General features: G+C 65.0%; 18 protein-coding genes. 10 read left to right on the top strand and 8 right to left on the bottom strand.

Translation table 11 applies throughout. From position 1 onward, the window contains the following. Nucleotides 1–57: 57 nt before the first annotated feature. From fdhD to LB552_RS05745, 6 genes are all read left to right on the top strand, one after another. Nucleotides 58–888, top strand: coding sequence for a formate dehydrogenase accessory sulfurtransferase FdhD (gene fdhD / locus LB552_RS05770; RefSeq protein ID WP_224602672.1), 831 nt, complete (start codon nucleotides 58–60; stop codon nucleotides 886–888). Then, nucleotides 878–1,189, top strand: a complete 312-nt coding sequence (locus LB552_RS05765; RefSeq protein WP_224602666.1) for a formate dehydrogenase subunit delta — start codon at nucleotides 878–880, stop codon at nucleotides 1,187–1,189. Before fdhD ends, LB552_RS05765 begins: the two co-directional genes overlap by 11 nt. 113 nt (nucleotides 1,190–1,302) lie before the next feature. After that, nucleotides 1,303–2,856: an alpha/beta fold hydrolase gene (locus tag LB552_RS05760; RefSeq protein WP_224602664.1), complete on the top strand. Its 1,554-nt coding sequence runs from the start codon at nucleotides 1,303–1,305 to the stop codon at nucleotides 2,854–2,856. A gap of 109 nt (nucleotides 2,857–2,965) precedes the next feature. Next, nucleotides 2,966–3,439 (top strand): carboxymuconolactone decarboxylase family protein, encoded by a 474-nt coding sequence (locus LB552_RS05755; protein WP_095766213.1) that lies wholly within the window; start codon nucleotides 2,966–2,968, stop codon nucleotides 3,437–3,439. An 85-nt stretch (nucleotides 3,440–3,524) separates the two neighbouring features. Beyond that, complete coding sequence (locus tag LB552_RS05750; RefSeq protein WP_027166011.1) at nucleotides 3,525–3,887, top strand: nuclear transport factor 2 family protein; 363 nt, start codon at nucleotides 3,525–3,527, stop codon at nucleotides 3,885–3,887. 42 nt (nucleotides 3,888–3,929) lie between these two features. Beyond that, on the top strand, nucleotides 3,930–4,244 hold the full coding sequence (locus tag LB552_RS05745; RefSeq protein ID WP_095766062.1) for a hypothetical protein: 315 nt from the start codon (nucleotides 3,930–3,932) through the stop codon (nucleotides 4,242–4,244). A 185-nt stretch (nucleotides 4,245–4,429) separates the two neighbouring features. On the opposite strand, the gene LB552_RS05740 is transcribed toward LB552_RS05745, so the two are convergent. The 6 genes from LB552_RS05740 to LB552_RS05715 all read right to left on the bottom strand — a co-directional run bounded on the left by LB552_RS05740 (nucleotide 4,430) and on the right by LB552_RS05715 (nucleotide 11,418). Next, nucleotides 4,430–5,857: a gamma-aminobutyraldehyde dehydrogenase gene (locus LB552_RS05740; protein ID WP_140843902.1), complete on the bottom strand. Its 1,428-nt coding sequence runs from the start codon at nucleotides 5,855–5,857 to the stop codon at nucleotides 4,430–4,432. Nucleotides 5,858–5,968: 111 nt separating this feature from the next. Continuing rightward, complete coding sequence (locus tag LB552_RS05735; RefSeq protein WP_140629170.1) at nucleotides 5,969–6,784, bottom strand: ABC transporter permease; 816 nt, start codon at nucleotides 6,782–6,784, stop codon at nucleotides 5,969–5,971. Next, nucleotides 6,774–7,739: an ABC transporter permease gene (locus LB552_RS05730; RefSeq protein ID WP_224602662.1), complete on the bottom strand. Its 966-nt coding sequence runs from the start codon at nucleotides 7,737–7,739 to the stop codon at nucleotides 6,774–6,776. Before LB552_RS05730 ends, LB552_RS05735 begins: the two co-directional genes overlap by 11 nt. A gap of 223 nt (nucleotides 7,740–7,962) precedes the next feature. Beyond that, the gene (locus tag LB552_RS05725) at nucleotides 7,963–8,961 is read right to left on the bottom strand and encodes an ABC transporter ATP-binding protein (RefSeq protein WP_224602653.1); all 999 of its coding nucleotides are present in this window, start codon (nucleotides 8,959–8,961) and stop codon (nucleotides 7,963–7,965) included. A 178-nt stretch (nucleotides 8,962–9,139) separates the two neighbouring features. Then, the gene (locus tag LB552_RS05720; RefSeq protein WP_224602651.1) at nucleotides 9,140–10,294 is read right to left on the bottom strand and encodes an ABC transporter substrate-binding protein; all 1,155 of its coding nucleotides are present in this window, start codon (nucleotides 10,292–10,294) and stop codon (nucleotides 9,140–9,142) included. Between the two features lie 212 nt (nucleotides 10,295–10,506). Next, the gene (locus LB552_RS05715; protein WP_140629159.1) at nucleotides 10,507–11,418 is read right to left on the bottom strand and encodes a LysR substrate-binding domain-containing protein; all 912 of its coding nucleotides are present in this window, start codon (nucleotides 11,416–11,418) and stop codon (nucleotides 10,507–10,509) included. 90 nt (nucleotides 11,419–11,508) lie between these two features. Here LB552_RS05715 and LB552_RS05710 point away from each other — a divergent pair, with 90 nt between their 5' ends. Both LB552_RS05710 and LB552_RS05705 read left to right on the top strand, forming a co-directional pair. Beyond that, nucleotides 11,509–11,958, top strand: coding sequence for an RrF2 family transcriptional regulator (locus tag LB552_RS05710; protein ID WP_224602649.1), 450 nt, complete (start codon nucleotides 11,509–11,511; stop codon nucleotides 11,956–11,958). Beyond that, the gene (locus tag LB552_RS05705) at nucleotides 11,948–12,841 is read left to right on the top strand and encodes an NAD(P)/FAD-dependent oxidoreductase (RefSeq protein ID WP_224602647.1); all 894 of its coding nucleotides are present in this window, start codon (nucleotides 11,948–11,950) and stop codon (nucleotides 12,839–12,841) included. The genes LB552_RS05710 and LB552_RS05705 overlap by 11 nt, the downstream gene beginning before the upstream one ends. Nucleotides 12,842–12,862: 21 nt before the next feature. Here LB552_RS05705 and LB552_RS05700 read toward each other — a convergent pair whose 3' ends face one another. Next, on the bottom strand, nucleotides 12,863–13,627 hold the full coding sequence (locus tag LB552_RS05700) for a DeoR/GlpR family DNA-binding transcription regulator (protein WP_224602645.1): 765 nt from the start codon (nucleotides 13,625–13,627) through the stop codon (nucleotides 12,863–12,865). 387 nt (nucleotides 13,628–14,014) lie between these two features. Between LB552_RS05700 and LB552_RS05695 the strand changes: the two genes are divergently transcribed. Next, nucleotides 14,015–14,899 (top strand): phosphotransferase, encoded by an 885-nt coding sequence (locus LB552_RS05695; protein ID WP_224602643.1) that lies wholly within the window; start codon nucleotides 14,015–14,017, stop codon nucleotides 14,897–14,899. Next, on the top strand, nucleotides 14,896–17,349 hold the full coding sequence (locus LB552_RS05690; RefSeq protein WP_224602640.1) for an FAD-dependent oxidoreductase: 2,454 nt from the start codon (nucleotides 14,896–14,898) through the stop codon (nucleotides 17,347–17,349). Before LB552_RS05695 ends, LB552_RS05690 begins: the two co-directional genes overlap by 4 nt. A gap of 12 nt (nucleotides 17,350–17,361) precedes the next feature. On the opposite strand, the gene LB552_RS05685 is transcribed toward LB552_RS05690, so the two are convergent. Further along, nucleotides 17,362–17,994 carry a class I SAM-dependent DNA methyltransferase gene (locus tag LB552_RS05685; RefSeq protein ID WP_224602638.1) on the bottom strand — a complete coding sequence of 211 codons (633 nt, stop codon included), beginning with the start codon at nucleotides 17,992–17,994 and terminating at the stop codon, nucleotides 17,362–17,364. Nucleotides 17,995–18,052: the final 58 nt, after the last annotated feature.

Below are 18,052 nucleotides of genomic sequence, written 5' to 3'. Positions count from 1 at the left end.
GGGAGAGGAAAGGCGCGAGTTGCTGCGAAGGGTGGGCAGTGCAGGGAGGCGCGCCTCGTGACGAAAGAACGTCCCGCCATTTCCCAGATCTCTCGCCTCGCGCATCGCGCCGGCGGCACCGCGGCCGCGAACCGCATGGTGCCGGAAGAGACGCCGGTGGCGTTCTCCTATGCCGGCACGACGCATGCGGTGATGATGGCGAGCCCCGCCGATTTCGAGGATTTCGCGCTCGGCTTCTCGCTGACCGAAGGCATCATTGCCGGCCCGGCAGAGATCGAGGCGATCGAGGTCGAGGATCTCGGCGCCGGCATCGACATCCAGATACGGCTCAAGGACAAGGCCAACACGCGCTTCCAGGCGCGGCGGCGCAGGCTGGCCGGGCCGGTCGGCTGCGGGCTGTGCGGCATCGAATCCATCGAGGAGGCGATGCGCTCGGTCGACGCCGTTGGTGCATCGCGACTTACGCTTCAATCTGACGATATAACAAGCGCCGTCCGCCTGCTGTCGAAGCAGCAGCCGCTGCACAAAGAGACCGGCGCAGTGCATGCCGCCGGCTTCTACGTTCCAGGCAAGGGCATCGTCATGGCGCGCGAGGATGTCGGCCGTCACAACGCGCTGGACAAGCTGGCCGGCGCGCTGGCCAGGGCCGGCATCGACGGTGCGAGCGGCGCCGTCGTGGTGACGTCGCGCGTCTCGGTGGAGATGGTGCAGAAGACGGCCGCCATCGGCGCCGCGATCATTATGGCGGTTTCGGCGCCGACCGCGCTTGCCATCCGCACGGCCGAGGCCGCCGGCATGACGCTGGTGGCGCTGGTTCGCGGCGACGATTTCGATATTTTCACCCACCCTGAACGGGTGGCTTCCGGAGTTGCCAAGCATGTCGCATGACGAAGACCACATCACCAGCACCAGGGAGAAGCTGGTGCGCATGGCCAACCAGATCGCCACCTTCTTCCATTCGAAACCGCGCGAGGAAGGCATTGCCGGCGTTGCCGAGCACATCAACAAGTTCTGGGAGCCGCGGATGCGGCGCCAGTTCTTCGAGATGCTCGACGCCGGCACCGAGAATTTCGACGAGCTCGTGGTCGCTGCCTCGGCCAGGATCAAGCGGCCGATCAGCCCCGCGGAGGCCGACATGAAGCTTGGGCTTGCGGCGTTCCCGGCCGATATCGCCGCTTCGCAAAAATAGCGTAGCAACCGGGCTGCCTTACATTTCTTTCTGCTAAAATTTAAGCTGCCGCTAGCTGCGCGGCTCTGCTATGTTTGACGATCGGAAAATCGTCGGGCCGGGCGGAAGAACTCGTGAGGCCGATCGAGACGCGATATGCCCGCAGCGGGGACGTGCGGATCGCCTATCAGGTGGTCGGCCAAGGCGCGTTCGATCTTGTGTTCGTGCCGGGCTTCATCTCCAATCTCGACCTGCACTGGGAAGACGAAGGCTACAGCCGCCTGTTGAAACGGCTTTCGGCTTTCTCGCGGCTCATCCTGTTCGACAAGCGCGGCACCGGGCTCTCCGACCGTGTCGATGCCCGTCATCTGCCGAGCTTAGAGGCCCGCATGGACGACGTCCGCGCGGTGATGGACGCGGCCGGCAGCGGCCGGGCAGCGATCCTCGGCGCCTCGGAAGGCGCGCCGATGGCGATGCTGTTCGCCGCCACCTATCCGGAGCGGACACGCGCGCTGGTGCTTTATGGCGGCTATGCGCATTTCCACAAATGGGTGATGCCGCCGGAGCGGCTGGAGGCCTTCATCGAGACGGCGGAGACGTCGTGGGGCACCGGCGCCACCTTGCCCAATTTCGCGCCTGGCCGGGTGGACGATGCGCATTTCGCCCAGTGGTGGGCCCGGTTCGAGCGGCTTTCTGCCAGCCCGACTGCCGCGGCGGCGCTTGCCTGCATGAACGCCGATATCGATGTGCGCGGCATCCTGGCGATGATCAGCGCGCCGACGCTGATCATCCATCGCCGCAACGACGTCCGTGTCGATCCTGACGCCAGCCGCTTCCTGGCGAAGAAGATCCCGCATGCCCGGCTGGTCGAGATAGTCGGGCGCGATCATCCGATCTGGACCGGCGATGTCGATCGCGTGGCCGACCTGATCGAGGAATGCCTCACCGGCGAGCCCGCGGTGGCCGACACCGAGCGCGTGCTGGCAGCGCTGCTGGCGACGCGCATCTACGACACGGCCAGGCTCGGCGATCGCATGTGGAGCGAGCGCAGCCAGCGCTTCCAGGAAACCTGGCGGCTTCTTGTCGGCCGCCATGGCGGCCGCACGGCCGGCACGCATGGCGAATTGATGATGTCGCGCTTCGATGGGCCGGCGCGCGCCGTGCGCTGCGCCGCGGCATTGCGCGAGGCGGCGCAGCAGATCGGCGTGGCGAGCGCGCAAGGCGTGCATGTCGGCGAGATCGAAATGCGCGGCCAGCCGGTCGGGCTGACGGCGCGGGTGACGATGCAGCTCGCCACGCATGCCGGACGCGGCGACATCCTCGCCTCGCGGCTGGTCGCCGATCTCGCAACAGGGTCCGGCCTGCATTTCGTCGATGCCGGCCGCGTCAGCCTCGACGAGCTGGACGAGCCCATGCCGGCGGTTCTGGCGACGTCGGAGCAGCATCTGGAGCCCGCCTGCCGGCCCAGGGCCAGGCCGGCCGAGCCGCCCGCGCTGACGGCGCGCGAGAGCGAGGTGGTGAACCTGATCGCCAATGGCAAGAGCAATGCGGCGATCGCCGCCGAGCTCAGCCTCAGCGAGCACACGGTCAAGCGGCACGTCGCCAACATTCTATTGAAGCTCGATCTGCCGTCGCGGGCGGCGGCGGCGGCATTTTCGGCGAGGCACACTGGCCCGGACGGGCCATGAGAGCCATGGCGCTTTCGGGGGAAGCGCCGGGGCCGCCACAAGCGATATCAATTCTCCCCATGCAGGCCGGGCGATGTCGCCGAAAGGGCGCTGCGAAATGGAGGATGAAATGCTGAAACTCAGTCGCAAGATCGGATTGCTGGCATTCGCCGCGGGCGCATTGCTGGCCATCACCCCGGCGCATGCCGAAGACGCTTCGGCCAGCGCCGCCTACAAGGACATCCAGGCCACCCTCGGCTCGGTGCCCGACATGTTCAAGACCTTGCCGGACGTCGCGGTCGCCGGCGCCTGGGCCGAGATCAAGGGCGTGCAGCTCAACCCCAAGACCGCGCTCGACGGCAAGACCAAAGAGCTGATGGGCCTTGCGGTCGCCGCGCAGATTCCCTGCCAGTACTGCATCTATTTCCACACCGAGGCCGCCAAGCTCAACGGCGCGAGCGACGAGGAAATCAAGGAGGCGGTGGCCATGGCGGCGATCGTGCGCCACTGGTCGACGATGCTCAACGGCAGCCAGGTCGACCTGGCGACCTTCAAGAAACAGACAGACGACGTGTTCGCGGCCGTCAAGGCCAAGTCGCAGTGAACGAAATCCCTGCCCGACGATGATCGCCGGACAGTCCTTCCCTCGTCAACAGCCCGATCGAGAAGACGGGCACATGGAGGATGACATGCTGACCAAGACACAGACAGTGGACGGCGCGGCGATCAAGAAGGCGATCGAAGGCCGTGACGGCAAGCTCCTGTCGAGCTTTTACAATGACGACGCGCTGGTGCGGGTGATCGACCGCAACAATCCGCCGAGCAAGCCGCGCGAGATCCGCGGCCGGGCGGCGATCAGCACCTTCTGGGACGACATCTGCAGCCGGGCGATGACCCACAAGGTCGACACCACGATCGCCGAGGGCGACAGCCTCGCCTTCACCCAGGCCTGCGCCTATCCGGACGGCACGAAGGTGTTCTGCGCGGCGATGCTGGAATTGAAGAACGGCCGTATCGCACGCCAGACCGTCGTGCAGGCTTGGGACGAATAGATCAACCGCGGGCTCAACCGCAAATCAGGGAGGAGAACCAAAATGTTCAGCGCAAGATGGCAGATCGACGCCAAGTTCGGTCACAAGCAGACCGCGCTCGAGCTGATGCGCAAATGGGAGCGTGAGATCGGCTCGCAGGTCGGGCTCGCCGACATGAAGTTCCAGCTCATGACCGGTTCCGTGGGCGCGCGCGAAGCGACGATCGAGGCGCACCACCAGGTCGAAAGCCTGGCCCAGTTGGAGGAGTTCTTCGCCAAGATCGCCAAGATCGACGCGCATGCCAAATGGGGCAAGGAGCTGGAACCCTATGTGGTGTCGGGCACCAGCAAATGGACGATCTTCCGGATCGTGGAGTAGTGGCCTGAGCGCCGCCCCGGCCTTCTCCCCTTGTGGGAGAAGGTGGCTCGGCGCGCCGCGCCGAGACGGATGAGGGGTGCTCCAGCTTGGCGCCAAGCTACCCCTCACCCGGATTGCCATCCGATTTGCGAAGAGCAAATCGGGGCAATCCGACCTCTCCCACAAGGGGAGAGGTAAAAAGGAGCCTACCCATGCGCCACCATCACATGCCGCACGGCGGTGTAATCCTCCAGTGCGTAGAGCGACATGTCCTTGCCGTAGCCGGATTGCTTCAGGCCGCCATGCGGCATCTCGTTGGTCAGCATGAAGTGGGTGTTGATCCAGGTGCAGCCATATTGCAGGCGGGCGGCGGTCGCCATGGCGCGCGAGACGTCCTTGGTCCACACCGACGAGGCCAGGCCGTAGTCGCTGTCGTTCGCCCAGCTCACCGCCTCGTCGACATCCGCGAAGCGAGTGACCGAAACGACCGGGCCAAATACTTCGCGGCGCACGATCTCATCTTCCTGCAGCGCGCCGGCAACGACGGTCGGCTGGTAATAAAAACCGGAGCCCTCGCCCGGCTTGCCGCCGGTGGTGATCTCGATGTGCTTCAGTTCCGAAGCACGCTCGACGAAGCTCGACACACGGTCGCGCTGGCGACGCGAGATCAGCGGTCCGATCTCATTGTCCGTATCGTCCGGCTGATTGTATTTGATGGTCGAGACAGCGGAGGAGAGGTCGGCGACGAGCTTGTCGTAGATCTTCTTGCCGGCATAGATGCGACAGGCGGCGGTGCAATCCTGGCCGGCATTGTAGTAGCCGAAGGCGCGCAGGCCGTTGACCACGGCGCCGAGGTCGGCGTCGTCGAAGACGATGACCGGCGCCTTGCCGCCGAGCTCCAGATGCGTGCGCTTGACCGACTTGGCGGCCGCCTGCAGCACCTTCTTGCCGGTAGCGACATCGCCGGTGATCGAGATCATGTTGACCCTGGCATGGTTGATCAGCGTGTTGCCGACACTGTCGCCGCGGCCGAGCACGACATTGACGACGCCTTCGGGCAGGATCTCGGAAAGGATCCTCGCCAGTTTCAGCGTCGTCAGCGGCGTCTGCTCCGACGGCTTGAAAACCACCGTGTTGCCGCCGCCGATGGCCGGCGCCAGCTTCCAGGCCATCATCATCAGCGGATAATTCCAGGGCGCGATGGAGGCGACGATGCCGATCGGATCGCGCCGCACCATCGAGGTGTGGCCAGGCAGGTATTCGCCCGCGACCTGGCCGGGCATCGAGCGTATCGCGCCGGCAAAGAAGCGGTAGCAGTCGACGATCGCCGGAATCTCGTCATTGAGCACGGCATTGATCGGCTTGCCGCAGTTCAGCGCCTCGAGCGCGGCGAACTCCTTCGCTTCGGCCTCGATGCGGTCGGCAATCTTGAGCAGGTAGCCGGAGCGCTGCGCCGGCGTGGTGCGCGACCAACTGACGAACGCTCGTTCGGCGGCACTAACGGCAGCCTCGATCTGCGCGGGGCTCGCCTCCGGCAGGTTGAGGATCGTCGCCCCGGTTTTCGGATTGAGGATCGGCTCCTCGGCCTCGGTGCCCTTCTCGAATTTCGAGCCGATCAGCATTTGGGTGTCCATTGGATTTCTCCCTTAACAGGAGCGAATAGGGAGTAGCGAATAGCGAGTAGGGTTTGGCCATCGATTTCCCTATTCGCTATTTGCTATTCGCTACTCCCTATTCGCTGTTTTTCATTTTCCACTGCCCGCAATCTGATCGCCGTCGCGGGTCAGGTAATAGGCAAAGAGGATCGGCAGCAGCGTCACCAGCACGACGACCATGGCCACGACATTGGTGACCGGGCGCTGGCGCGGGCGGATCAGTTCCTCCAGCATCCAGATCGGCACGGTCTGCTGTTGGCCGGCGGTGAAGGTGGTGACGATGACCTCGTCGAAGGACAGCGCGAAAGCGAGCATGCCGCCGGCAAGCAGCGCGGTTGCGATGTTCGGCAACACGACATGCCGGAAGGTCTGAAAACCGTCGGCGCCGAGATCCATCGAAGCCTCGATCATAGAGCCCGACGTGCGGCGGAAGCGGGCGACGGCGTTGTTGTAGACGACGACCACGCAGAAGGTTGCGTGGCCGAGCACGATCGTCCAGAACGAGAACGGGATGTCGGCGAGCGCGAAGGCCGAGCGCAGCGCAATGCCGGTGATGATGCCGGGCAGCGCGATTGGCAGGATGACCAGCAAAGAGATGGCCTCGCGGCCGAAGAAGCGCGTCTGCGAGACGGCCGCGGCGCAGAGCGTGCCGAGCACCAGCGCGATCGCCGTGGAGATGGCGGCGACACGGACCGACAGCGACAGCGCCTCCCAGACATCCGGCCGGTTCCAGGTGACGGCGAACCATTGCGTGGTGAGCCCCGGCGGGGGCCAGACGAAACTCTTCTCTTCCGTCGTGAAGGCGTAGACGAAGATCAGCAAGATCGGCAAATGCAGGAAGAGCAGGCCGCAGGCGGCGGCGATCTTCAGGCCGAGCGGAGCAGATTGACCACGGTCAGAGCGCATCGAAAGCCCCCATGCGCTTGGCGCCCCAGAGATAGAAGCCCATGATGACGATGGGCACCACGGTGAAGGCGGCGGCCAAAGGAATGTTGCCGGCGGTGCCCTGCTGCGAATAGACGGCCTGGCCGATGAAGAGGCGCGAGGTGCCGATGATCTGCGGGATGATGTAGTCGCCGAGCGTCAGCGAGAAGGTGAAGATCGACCCGGCGACGATGCCGGGCAGCGCCAGCGGGAACAGCACGTTGCGGAAGGTCTGTCCCGGCGAGGCGCCCAGATCGGACGAAGCCTCGACCAGATTGCCGGGCACGCGCTCGAGCGCGGCCTGAACGGGGAGGATCATGAAGGGCAGCCAGACATAGACGAAGACGATGAACGTGCCGGTGAAGGAGACCGACAGCGAGTTGCCGCCGACAACGGGGAGCGACAGCCAGCCGTCGAGCAGCCAAAGCAGGTTGAGCTTGGCGAGCAGCCAGGTGAGGATGCCTTCCTTGGCGAGGATCAGCTTCCAGGCATAGATCTTGACCAGGTAGCTCGACCACAGCGGCAGCATGACGCCGAGATAGAACAGCGCCTTCCAGCGGCCGCGCGCATAGCGCGCCGCATAATAGGCGATGGGGAAAGCAATGATTGCCGAAGCAAGCGTGACCAGCGCCGCCATCGTCACCGTGCGCAGGATGATGTCGAGATTGGCGGCCTGGAACAGGTCGCCATAGGTCTTCAGCGTGAACTCGCGGTTGATGAGGCCGGAAAACTCGTCGATCGAGAAGAAGCTCTGCAGGAGCAGCGCGAACAGCGAACCGATATAGACGATGCCCAGCCAGAGAAGCGGCGGCAGCAACATGAGCAGCAGCAGGAGTTTTGGGCGGCGCCAGAAGAGGTCGGAGAACGCGCCGCGCATGCCGCCGCTGCCGGGCAGTATGGCGGGCGTAGGGTTGGATTGAACAGTGGCGATGGTCATGGCGCCGCCGCGTGTTGAACGGGATCAAGGGAGAGGCCGCGATCCTTCGCCCCCCTCTCTGTCCTGCCGGACATCTCCCCCTCAAGGGGGGAGATTGGATGTCGCGGCCGCTTTCGCCAATTGCCAACGTGACAGGATTGGCGAGGCCGAGAAACTGCTGATCTCCCCCCTAGAGGGGGAGATGGCCGGCAGGCCAGAGGGGGGCGCCTCGCGCAAACCTTCCTCATGCCGGCTCGTCCATCAGATGCAGACTGTCGCGGTTGAAGGTCAGCACCACCGCTTCACCCTCCGCCGGCAGCGCCGTTCCCGCCGGCACCATGGCATGCAGCCGCAGCCCGTCGGCATCGAGCGCGAGCCTGGTCGTCGCGCCGAGATAATTCGTGCCGACAAGGCGGGCAGCAACGCCGTCGCCGCTTGCCGCGCCTGAAACGCGGATCGACTCCGGGCGCAAGCTCCCCCAACGGTGCTGGCCGGAATAGCGCTGGACGAAATCCGGCGGCAGCACATTGGACGAGCCGACGAAATCGGCGACGAAGCGCGTGTTCGGCCGCTGGTAGATATCCTCCGGCGTGCCGACCTGCATGATCCTGCCGTCGTTGAAGACGGCGACGCGGTCGGCCATGGACAGCGCCTCGCCCTGGTCGTGGGTGACGAAGACGAAGGTGATCCCAAGCACTTTCTGCAGCGACTTCAATTCCTCCTGCATGTTCTCGCGCAGCTTGAGGTCGAGCGCGCCGAGCGGCTCGTCGAGCAAAAGCACCTTGGGCTGGTTGACCAGCGCTCGGGCGAGCGCCACGCGCTGGCGCTGTCCGCCGGAGAGCTGGCCGGGACGGCGCGCGCCGTAGCCCGGCAGGCGCACCAGCGAAAGCGCTTCCTCAGCCGCCTTCAGCCGCTCGGCCTTGCCGACACCCTTGACCATCAGGCCGTAGGCGACGTTGTCGAGCACATTCAAATGCGGAAACAGCGCATAGTCCTGGAAGACGGTGTTGACGTTGCGGCGATAGGGCGGAACGCCTTCGGCGCGCTCGCCGAAGATGGAGATCGAGCCTGTCGTCGGCTGCTCGAAGCCGGCGATCAGCCTGAGGCACGTTGTCTTGCCGGAACCGGACGGCCCCAACATGGCGAAGAACTCGCCGGGCACGATGTCGAGATCGACGGCGTCGACGGCGCGCACGCTGCCGAAATGGCGCGAGACTTGTTTGAAGGAAACGGCAGAGGTCATGGGCCCAGTCAGTTCAGTTGCCGGTTAAACGAAGGCGAGTTCGCACGGCGCCCTGCCTCCCCTCGATGGGGAGGTCGCGGCGAAGCCGCGGGTGGGGGTGGTAGGCGCCAACGTCCATGCTGACCCCCACCCCGACGCTACGCGTCGACCCTCCCCACAAGGAGGAGGGCAAGGGAGCTCACCGGCCGCCGATGACGCCGATATAGTCAGACACCCAGCGGTAATAAGGCACGCACTGGTCGTTCTGGCTGGCGCATTTCGACACCGGCGTCTTCCAGAACTTGATCTTTTCGAAATTATCGTAGCCGTTGGTCTTGCAGCCCTCGTCGCCGAGCAACTCGTTGCCCTTGCAGGCGGCGGGTACGACGGGCAGCGAGCCGAACCAGGCCGAAACGTCGCCCTGGACCTTCGGCGACAGCGAATGCTCGAGCCACATATAGGCGCAGTTCGGATGGGCGGCGTCGGCTTCCATCATGGTGGTGTCGGCCCAGCCGGTGACGCCCTCTTCCGGCACGGTCGAGGCGACCGGCTTCTTGGCGGCGACCAGCGTATTGACCTGATAGGGCCATGAGCCGGAAGCGACCACGCCCTCGTTCTGGAAGTCGTCGACCTGGATCGCGGCATCGTGCCAGTAACGGCCGACCAGCGTGCGCTGCGTGCGCAAGAGTTCGAGCGCCGCCTTGTACTGGTCTTCGTTGAGCTCGTAAGGATCCTTGATGCCGAGCTCCGGCTTGTGGAACATCAGATAGTTGGCGGCATCGGCGATGTGGATCGGGCCGTCATAGGCCTGGACGCGACCTTTGTTCGACTTGCCGTCGGGCAGCTTCATTTCCTCAAAGACGACGTTCCAGCTCTTGGGCGCTTCCTTGAAGACTTCGGTGTTGTACATCAGGATGTTCGGACCCCACTGGTAGGGAACGCCGTAATGGACCTTGTCGACGGTGAACCAGGGCGCGTCCTTCAGCCGGTCGTCGACGGTCTTCCAGCTCGGGATGAGATCGGTGTTGATCGGCTGCACGCGCTTGCCGGCGACGAGGCGCAGTGAAGCATCGCCCGAAGCGGTGACCAGGTCGAAGCCGCCCTCGTTCATCAGGGAGACCATCTCGTCCGAGGTGTTGGCGGTCTTGACGTTGACCTTGCAGCCGCTTTCCTTCTCGAAAGCCGTCACCCAGTCGTAATTCTTGTCGGTCTCGCCGCGCTCGATATAGCCGGGCCAGGCAACGATGTTGACCTCGCCCTCGCCCTTGCCGAGTTCCTTGACCTGGGCCATGGCCTGACCGGAAAAAGTCAGCGCGACAGTCAGCGCCGTGCACGACTTCAGGAATGCATTCATCGTCGATCTCCCATTGCTAGGGGCAGCAGCGCTCTCAGGGCGCGGCTTTGTTCCCTGAGCGAAAGGTGCTTTGAAAAATCCGGTTTCGCAAATTCATTTATCAGAAGGCCGATATCGGTTTTACCGATACTTGTTTGACGCAATTCCAGACGGAAGGCTAGGGCGAAGTCGCCGAACCCAACCGCTCCACACTTTTCCTGGAACTGCTCTTTTCAGGGCCGCTGGCGCACCATGCGCTGCGACTGCGCGAGGCCGATGAAATCGCGAGCCGCCTGCGGCAGGGCGGAGCCGCGACGCCACACCGTGCCGACCTGGACCACCGGCAGCGAGCCGGAAACGTCGCGCGATTCGATGCGGTCGCCTTCCAGCGACCAGGGCCTGTAGACGAGGTCGGGCAGCAGCGCCACGCCGGCGCCGGTGGCGACCAGGCTGCGCACTGCCTCGACCGAGCGGGTGCGGAAGGCGACATGCGGCCTGGCGCCGATCGCCGACAGCAGCTTGCCGGTGTTCTCCTCGATTTCGTCGACCGTGAGCATGATCAGCGGCTCGGAGACGATGTCATTGACCCCGATGATGTCGGCGCTGGCGAGCCTGTGGCTGAGCGGAATCCACAGCCTGTAGGCCGAGACTTCCAGGATTTCCGACTGCAGCGCCGTGCGGTCGCGCAGGTTTGACGTCACCATGACGGCGATGTCGAGCTTGCCGCCGACCAAAAGGTGCTCGAGATAATCGCCATTGTCCTCGATTGCCGAGACCTCGACGCCGGGATAGGCGCGCCGGTAGCGGGCGAGCAGGTCGGACAGCACATAGCCGGCGACCAGCGAGGTGACGCCGAGCTGCAGACGGCCGCCAGCGGCGGCCTGCTCGCTGGAGAAAGAGCGGCGCGCGTCGGAAACGTCGGCCAGGATCTTGGTCGCGTGGCGCAGGAACTGGTGGCCCTTGTGGGTGATGTTGAGGCCACGTGGATGGCGCTCGAAGAGCTCGACGCCGAGATCGCTCTCCAGTTCCTTGATCGCCTCGGTGACCGAGGACTGGGAAATCGACAGGTTCTGCGCGGCGCCCGAGACGGTGCCCTGCTCGGCAACGGCGACGAAGAACTGCAATTGGCGGATGGTGAAAGCCATGGCCGGACTAAACACCGGCCAACGTGGCGTTGGGAAGTGGGGCAAGCTCCGAAACTTGACCACCTTCCGATTCGTAACTAACTAAGTTACATGAAACGCAACAGCCGACTGTCCTCGACCCTGCATATCCTCGTCCATATGGCCGACGCTCCCGAGCGAGCGCTGACCTCCGAAGAGCTTGCCGGCTTCATCCACACCAATCCGGTTGTGGTGCGCCGCACCATTGCCGGGCTGCGGGAGGCTGGCATCGTCACCTCGTCGCGCGGCCATGGCGGCGGCTGGCAGCTCGGCCGCGCGCCGGACAAGATCTCGCTGGCCGAGATCAGCGGCGCGCTCGGCGAGACGCTGTTGCCGTTCAGCACCGAACCGGAAAGTCCCGGATGCCTAGTCGAGCAGGCGGTGATCGCCGTGCTCGACGATTTTCGCCTGGAGGCGGAAAGGCTGCTCACTGAGCGGCTCAGCCATATCACGCTGGCCGACCTGACGGCCGATTTCCGCCGCCGTTATGACCTCATTGGAGTATCCAGCCATGCAGTATGATGTGATCGTCGTCGGCGGCAGCTTTGCCGGCCTGTCCGCCGCCATGTATGCGGCGCGCGGGCGGCGCAAGGTGCTGGTGATCGATGCCGGCGAGCCGCGGAATCGATTTGCCGAACATTCGCACGGCTTCTTCGGCCAGGACGGACGGGCGCCGGCGGACATTCTCGGCGAGGCCAGGGCACAGCTGCTCGCCTATCCCGCCGTCACGGTGATCGAGGGCCGCGCCGAGCGGGCGGCAATCACCGACACCGGCTTCGAGGTCCGGATGGACGACGGCGAGGGTTTCGGCGCGACGCGGCTGGTGCTCGCCACCGGCGTCCGGGACATCCTGCCGGACGTTCCCGGACTGGCCGCGCATTGGGGCAAGACGGTGCTGCATTGTCCTTATTGCCACGGCTACGAGGTGGCCGGCGGGCCGCTCGGCGTGCTGGCGACTGGACCGATGTCGCTGCACCAGGCCGAGCTGATCTCCGACTGGGGCGATGTCACGCTGTTCGCCGACGGTTTGTTCGAACCGGATGCGGACCAGGCAAGGGCGTTGGAGAAGCGCAACATCCGGTTCGAGCCGGGCAAGGTGAGCGAAGTGCAGAACGGGTCCGACGGTCTGCTCATCAGGCTCGACGGCAATCGCAGCGCGAGCGTGCGGGCGCTGTTCACCGCGCCGCGCAACGTGATGGCAAGTCCGCTTGCCGAGCAGCTTGGCTGCGCCTTCAACGAAGGCCCGTTCGGCAAGGCGGTCGTCGTGGACGACAAGCAGCAGACATCGTTGCCTGGCGTCTTCGCGGCAGGAGACGCCGCGCGCCTCATGCACAACATCGCCTTCGCGGTGTCGGGCGGCGCGATGGCCGGGGTTGCGGCGCACCAGTCGCTGGTGTTCGGCTAGGCTCTTATCCCTTGGGCGACGTCAGGCCGCGGCGATACTGACCCGGGCGCCGGCCTGACTCAGCGCGGCGGCTATGTCGCGCGGCGGCGGCTGGTCGGTGGCAAGCTCGGAAAAGCCATCGAAGCCGCAGACCCGGACCAGTCCCTGGCGGCCGAACTTGGAATGATCGGTGACGACCAGCGAGCGCTGGCCGCGCGACAGCACCATGCGGGCGAACTCCGCCTCGTCCAGATCATAGTCGGTCAGGCCGGCGGCCGCATCGACGGCTCCGATCGAGATCACCGCATGATCGACCGAAAAGCGGCTGACGAACTCGATCGCCGAAATGCCGAAAGCCGCGCCTGAATCGCTGCGCAGCTCGCCGCCCGCCATATAGACCTTGTTGCCGTTCACCGTCGCCAGCGTGCGGGCAATGTCGGAGGAATTGGTGACCACCGTCAGCCGGCGATGGCCGAGCAGCTCGCGCGCCAGGAAGGAGGTGGTCGTGCCGGTATCGAGCATGATCGCCTCGCCATCGCGGATCGTAGCCGCGACCATCCTGGCGATCAGGCGCTTGGCTTCGGCATTTTCGCGCATGCGCCGCTCGAACGGCGCCTCGCCCAGCATCGAGGAAAGGCCAACGGCACCATGCATCTTCAGCACCGAGCCGTCATCGGCGAGTGGCTTGACGTCGCGCCGCACGGTTTCCAGCGAGACGCCGAGCCGCTCGGCGAGGCTGGCTATGGTGATCGTGCCCTCCTCGCTGAGGAGCCGCAGGATTTCGCCGTGCCGTTTCGAATGGATCATCGGTGTGTCCGGGAATTCTGACCGAATTTAAGGCTTTGCCGACGCTTTGAAAGAAGTCGCTTATATTTTCGGGCAAAACACCCAAAAAAGGTCACAGCTTTTGGATTGACAGCGCTGCCACGCTGGCGTGACATTGACCTTGTGACAGGCTCGGAACTGCCGCGGGAGGGTGATGGCAGAGCCGCAACCTAGTGACCAGATCGCCTGGAACCAGCCAGGCGCGAGCTTTTATCGAATCCGCGGGGGCGGATGCCGGGATATCATACCTGGCCAAGGGGCTCGTCGGTGCGGTGCGGGATACCGATCCTGGCGTCTCGCACCGACGAGGCTTTTTTGTTTCGTTCCATCGTTGTTGTCCGCGGGGCCGGCTGAGGCCGGAGCGAAGCTGTGAGTGCCGAAGACCGCATCCGCGCCTTGCCGTGCTGGAACGGCGGCATCGAGATCGAGCCGCTGCCGGGCGGCCTCAGCAACGCCAATTATGTCGTCACCGATGCGGCCGGGCGGCATGTCGTGCGCTTCGGCCAGGACTTCCCGTTCCACCATGTCTTTCGCGAACGCGAGGTGATGACCGCGCGGGCCGCGCATGCAGCGGGCTTCGCGCCGGCCGTGCATTATGCCGAGCCCGGCATCCTGGTGACGGAATTTCTCGGCGCCAAGACCCTCCTGGGAGAGGATGTGCGGGCCAATCTCGGCCGCGTGGCCGCGCTGCTGCGCGGCTTTCACCGCGAGATGCCGAAGCATGTCTCCGGCGCAGGTTTCATGTTCTGGGTGTTCCACGTCATACGCGACTATGCGCGCACGCTGGACGAGGGCGGCAGCCGCAAGAAGAGCGAGCTGCCACGTTATCTGGCCCTGGCGGACGAGCTCGAGCGGGCGCAAAAACTGCTGCCGATCGTCTTCGGCCATAACGACCTTTTGCCAGCTAACATCCTCGACGACGGCAAGCGGCTGTGGCTGATCGACTTCGAGTATGCCGGCTTCAACACGGCAATGTTCGACCTCGCCGGCGCCGCCTCGAACGCCGGCCTGAGCGATGACGAATCCTTCGCCTTCATGACCGCCTATTTCATGAAGGAGCCGGACGGCGAAATCCGCCGCTCGCATGCCGCCATGCAATGCGCCTCGCTGCTGCGCGAAGCGATGTGGAGCATGGTGTCCGAGCTTTATCTCGACGCGCCCGGCATCGACTATGTCGCCTATAGCGAGGAAAACCTCGTCCGGCTCGACGCGGCGCTGGACAACTACCGGACGAAATACGGAACCAGATCATGACCTTGCCCAGCCATGCCGAAATCGTCGTCATCGGCGGCGGCATCATCGGCTGTTCCACTGCCTACCACCTGGCGCGCGACCATAGGACGGACGTGGTGCTGCTCGAGCAGGGCAAGCTGACCTCGGGCTCGACCTGGCACGCCGCCGGCCTGGTCGGGCAGCTGCGCTCCTCGGCCTCGATCACGCGCGTGCTCAAATATTCGGTCGAGCTCTACAAGGGGCTGGAGGCCGAGACGGGACTGGCGACCGGCTGGAAGATGACCGGCTGTCTGCGGCTGGCGACGAATGCCGACCGCTGGACCGAGTTCAAGCGGCTGGCGACCACGGCCAAAAGCTTCGGCATGGACATGCAGCTGCTGTCGCCGGCGGAAGTGAAGCGCATGTGGCCGCTGATGGAGACAAGCGACCTTGTCGGCGCTTCCTGGCTGCCGACCGATGGGCAGGCGAGCCCCTCCGACATCGCCCAGTCGCTCGCCAAGGGCGCGCGCATGCATGGCGCGAAACTGTTCGAGGGCGTGCGCGTCACAGGCTTTACGATGAAGGACGGCCGCATCACGGCGGTGAAGACTTCACAGGGCGACATCGCCTGCGACAAGGTGGTGAACTGCGCCGGACAATGGGCAAGGCAGGTCGGCGCGATGGCCGGCATCAACGTGCCGCTGCAGCCGGTCAAGCACCAGTACATCATCACTGAAAAGATTGCGGGCCTGGCGACCAACGCGCCGACAATCCGCGACCCCGACCGCCGCACCTATTTCAAGGAAGAGGTCGGCGGGCTGGTGATGGGGGGCTATGAGCCCAACCCGCAGGCCTGGGCAACCGGACTTCCCGGCGACGATGTCCCGAACGACTGGGAGTTCCGTCTCTTCGACGACGACTACGATCATTTCGAGCAGCACATGGCCCAGGCTATCGCGCGCGTTCCGGCGCTGCAAACCGCCGGCGTCAAGCAGATGATCAACGGATCGGAGAGTTTCACGCCGGACGGCAACTTCATCCTCGGCGCAGCGCCCGAATGCGCCAACATGTTCGTCGGCGCCGGCTTCAACGCCTTCGGCATAGCGTCCGGCGGCGGCGCCGGCTGGGTGCTGGCGCAATGGGTGGCCGACGGCGAGGCGCCGCTCGACCTGTGGGTGGTCGACATCCGCCGCTTCTCCGGCCTGCACCGTGACCGCGACTGGGTCCGCGACCGCACGCTGGAGGCCTATGGCAAGCACTACGCGATCGGCTTCCCGCACGAGGAATATCTGTCCGGGCGGCCACGCATCGTCTCGCCGCTCTATGAGCGGCTGAAGACGCATCGCGCCGTGTTCGGCTCCAAGCTTGGCTGGGAGCGGCCGAACTGGTTCGCGCCGGATGGCGCGGCCGCCGAGGACGTCTATTCGATGGGCCGCCAGAACTGGTTCGGCCCGGTCGGCGACGAGCACCGTCATGTGCGCGAGAAGGTCGGCATCTTCGACCAGTCCTCCTTCGCCAAATACGAGCTGACCGGCACTGACGCGCTGAAGGCGCTCGACTGGATCTGCGCCAACGACGTCGACAAGCCGGTCGGACGGCTGACCTACACGCAGCTGCTCAACACGCGCGGCGGCATCGAGGCAGACCTTACCGTGTCGCGGCTCGACGAGGACCGGTTCTACATCGTCACCGGCACCGGCTTCCGCACGCATGACCTGTCCTGGATCGGCGATCATATCGGCCCCGGGCTGGATGCCAGACTGACCGACGTCACGGAGGATTTCGGCACGCTGTCGCTGATGGGACCCCGCGCCCGCGACGTGCTGTCGGCGGTGACGGACGCCGATGTCTCGAACGCCGCCTTCCCCTTCGGCCATGCCCGCGAAATCCAGATTGCCGGCCATAGCGTGAGGGCGCTGCGCGTCACCTATGTCGGGGAACTGGGCTGGGAGCTGCATGTGCCGATCGCCGCCACCGGCGAGGTTTTCGATGCGCTGATGGCGGCGGGCAATGCGCATGGCATTCGCCCGGTCGGCTACCGGGCGCTGGAATCGCTGCGACTGGAGAAGGGCTATCGCGCCTGGGGTTCCGACATCACGCCGAACGATATGCCGCAGGAGGCGGGGCTCGGCTGGGCCGTGAAGCTTCGCAAGAATACCGACTTCGTCGGACGCCGGGCGCTGGAGAAGGCAGCCGGCAAGCCGCCGATGAAACGCTTTGCCGGCTTCACGGTTGACGACCCGGAGATCGTGCTGGTCGGACGCGAGACGATCCTGCGCAATGGCGACCCGGTCGGTTACCTGACCAGCGGCGGCTACGGCTACACGGTGGGCAAGAATATCGGCTACGGCTATGTGCGCAATGCCGACGGCGTCAGCGACGATTTTCTGGCCTCGGGCGACTATGAGCTAGTCGTGGCGATGGAGCGCACGCCGGCAAAGATCCATCTCGAGCCGATGTACGATCCGGCCGGGGCAAGGATTAAGGCCTGATCGACGAAACGGTCAGTTGACGCGCAGCACAAGCCCCCTGCTCGGCACGGTATCGGACTCGCCCGGCATCGAGGCATAAGGCGCCGTTTCCTCGACGCGCTTCAACCTGCCCTGAGCCTCAAGTCCGGCAATGCGCTCGGCGAAGCCTGATTGCCACAGCGTGTTCTTGACGGTCAGCACGATGATCCCGCCTGGACGGCAGATGCGGATCAACTCGTCCAGCCCCTCGATCCCGACATGGCCCGAAGTGAAGACGCCCGCCGAAACAATGCCGGCATAGACGCCGTCGGCGAAGGGCAAAGCGTCGCCCATCGCCAGGCGATGCAGCGCACTGTAGACGCCCTTGGCGCCGGCCTTGTCCAGCATGCCTTGCGAGATGTCGAGCGCCTCGACCTTCGGATAGCCGGTGATGGCCAGCCATTCGCCGATCAGGCCAGTGCCGGCGCCGGCATCGAGCAAGGGTTCGGCGCCGCGCGGCAGGTGCCTGGCAAGCAGCGCCAGGCAGATCGTCGGGTGGCGATAGCCGGCGGCCGACATGTCGGCATCATAGGTCTCGGACCAGCTGTCATAGATCGCAGCCACTTCCTCAGGCCGCTTGGCGGCGTAGGCCGCGCTTAGCGAGCCGCTGTGCTTGCCGTCCGCCATTTCTGCTCCCGCCGCCGATTCGTATGCGCAATGGTAGCCAAGCGGCAAAAACTGTGGA

It is taken from the genome of Mesorhizobium sp. CA7, assembly GCF_020165015.1.
Lineage (GTDB): Bacteria > Pseudomonadota > Alphaproteobacteria > Rhizobiales > Rhizobiaceae > Mesorhizobium.
Note: the sequence above shows the minus strand (reverse complement) of the source record. Positions and strands in the feature narration are given on the sequence as shown.

Bases quoted from the DNA above. Each gene is read 5' to 3' on its own strand.
- LB552_RS05765 (WP_224602666.1), top strand. From the start codon at position 878: ATGTCGCATGACGAAGACCACATCACCAGCACCAGGGAGAAGCTGGTG.
- LB552_RS05755 (WP_095766213.1), top strand. From the start codon at position 2,966: ATGCTGAAACTCAGTCGCAAGATCGGATTGCTGGCATTCGCCGCGGGC.
- LB552_RS05750 (WP_027166011.1), top strand. From the start codon at position 3,525: ATGCTGACCAAGACACAGACAGTGGACGGCGCGGCGATCAAGAAGGCG.
- LB552_RS05745 (WP_095766062.1), top strand. From the start codon at position 3,930: ATGTTCAGCGCAAGATGGCAGATCGACGCCAAGTTCGGTCACAAGCAG.
- LB552_RS05740 (WP_140843902.1), bottom strand. From the start codon at position 5,857: ATGGACACCCAAATGCTGATCGGCTCGAAATTCGAGAAGGGCACCGAG.
- LB552_RS05735 (WP_140629170.1), bottom strand. From the start codon at position 6,784: ATGCGCTCTGACCGTGGTCAATCTGCTCCGCTCGGCCTGAAGATCGCC.
- LB552_RS05730 (WP_224602662.1), bottom strand. From the start codon at position 7,739: ATGACCATCGCCACTGTTCAATCCAACCCTACGCCCGCCATACTGCCC.
- LB552_RS05725 (WP_224602653.1), bottom strand. From the start codon at position 8,961: ATGACCTCTGCCGTTTCCTTCAAACAAGTCTCGCGCCATTTCGGCAGC.
- LB552_RS05720 (WP_224602651.1), bottom strand. From the start codon at position 10,294: ATGAATGCATTCCTGAAGTCGTGCACGGCGCTGACTGTCGCGCTGACT.
- LB552_RS05715 (WP_140629159.1), bottom strand. From the start codon at position 11,418: ATGGCTTTCACCATCCGCCAATTGCAGTTCTTCGTCGCCGTTGCCGAG.
- LB552_RS05710 (WP_224602649.1), top strand. From the start codon at position 11,509: ATGAAACGCAACAGCCGACTGTCCTCGACCCTGCATATCCTCGTCCAT.
- LB552_RS05705 (WP_224602647.1), top strand. From the start codon at position 11,948: ATGCAGTATGATGTGATCGTCGTCGGCGGCAGCTTTGCCGGCCTGTCC.
- LB552_RS05700 (WP_224602645.1), bottom strand. From the start codon at position 13,627: ATGATCCATTCGAAACGGCACGGCGAAATCCTGCGGCTCCTCAGCGAG.
- LB552_RS05690 (WP_224602640.1), top strand. From the start codon at position 14,896: ATGACCTTGCCCAGCCATGCCGAAATCGTCGTCATCGGCGGCGGCATC.
- LB552_RS05685 (WP_224602638.1), bottom strand. From the start codon at position 17,994: ATGGCGGACGGCAAGCACAGCGGCTCGCTAAGCGCGGCCTACGCCGCC.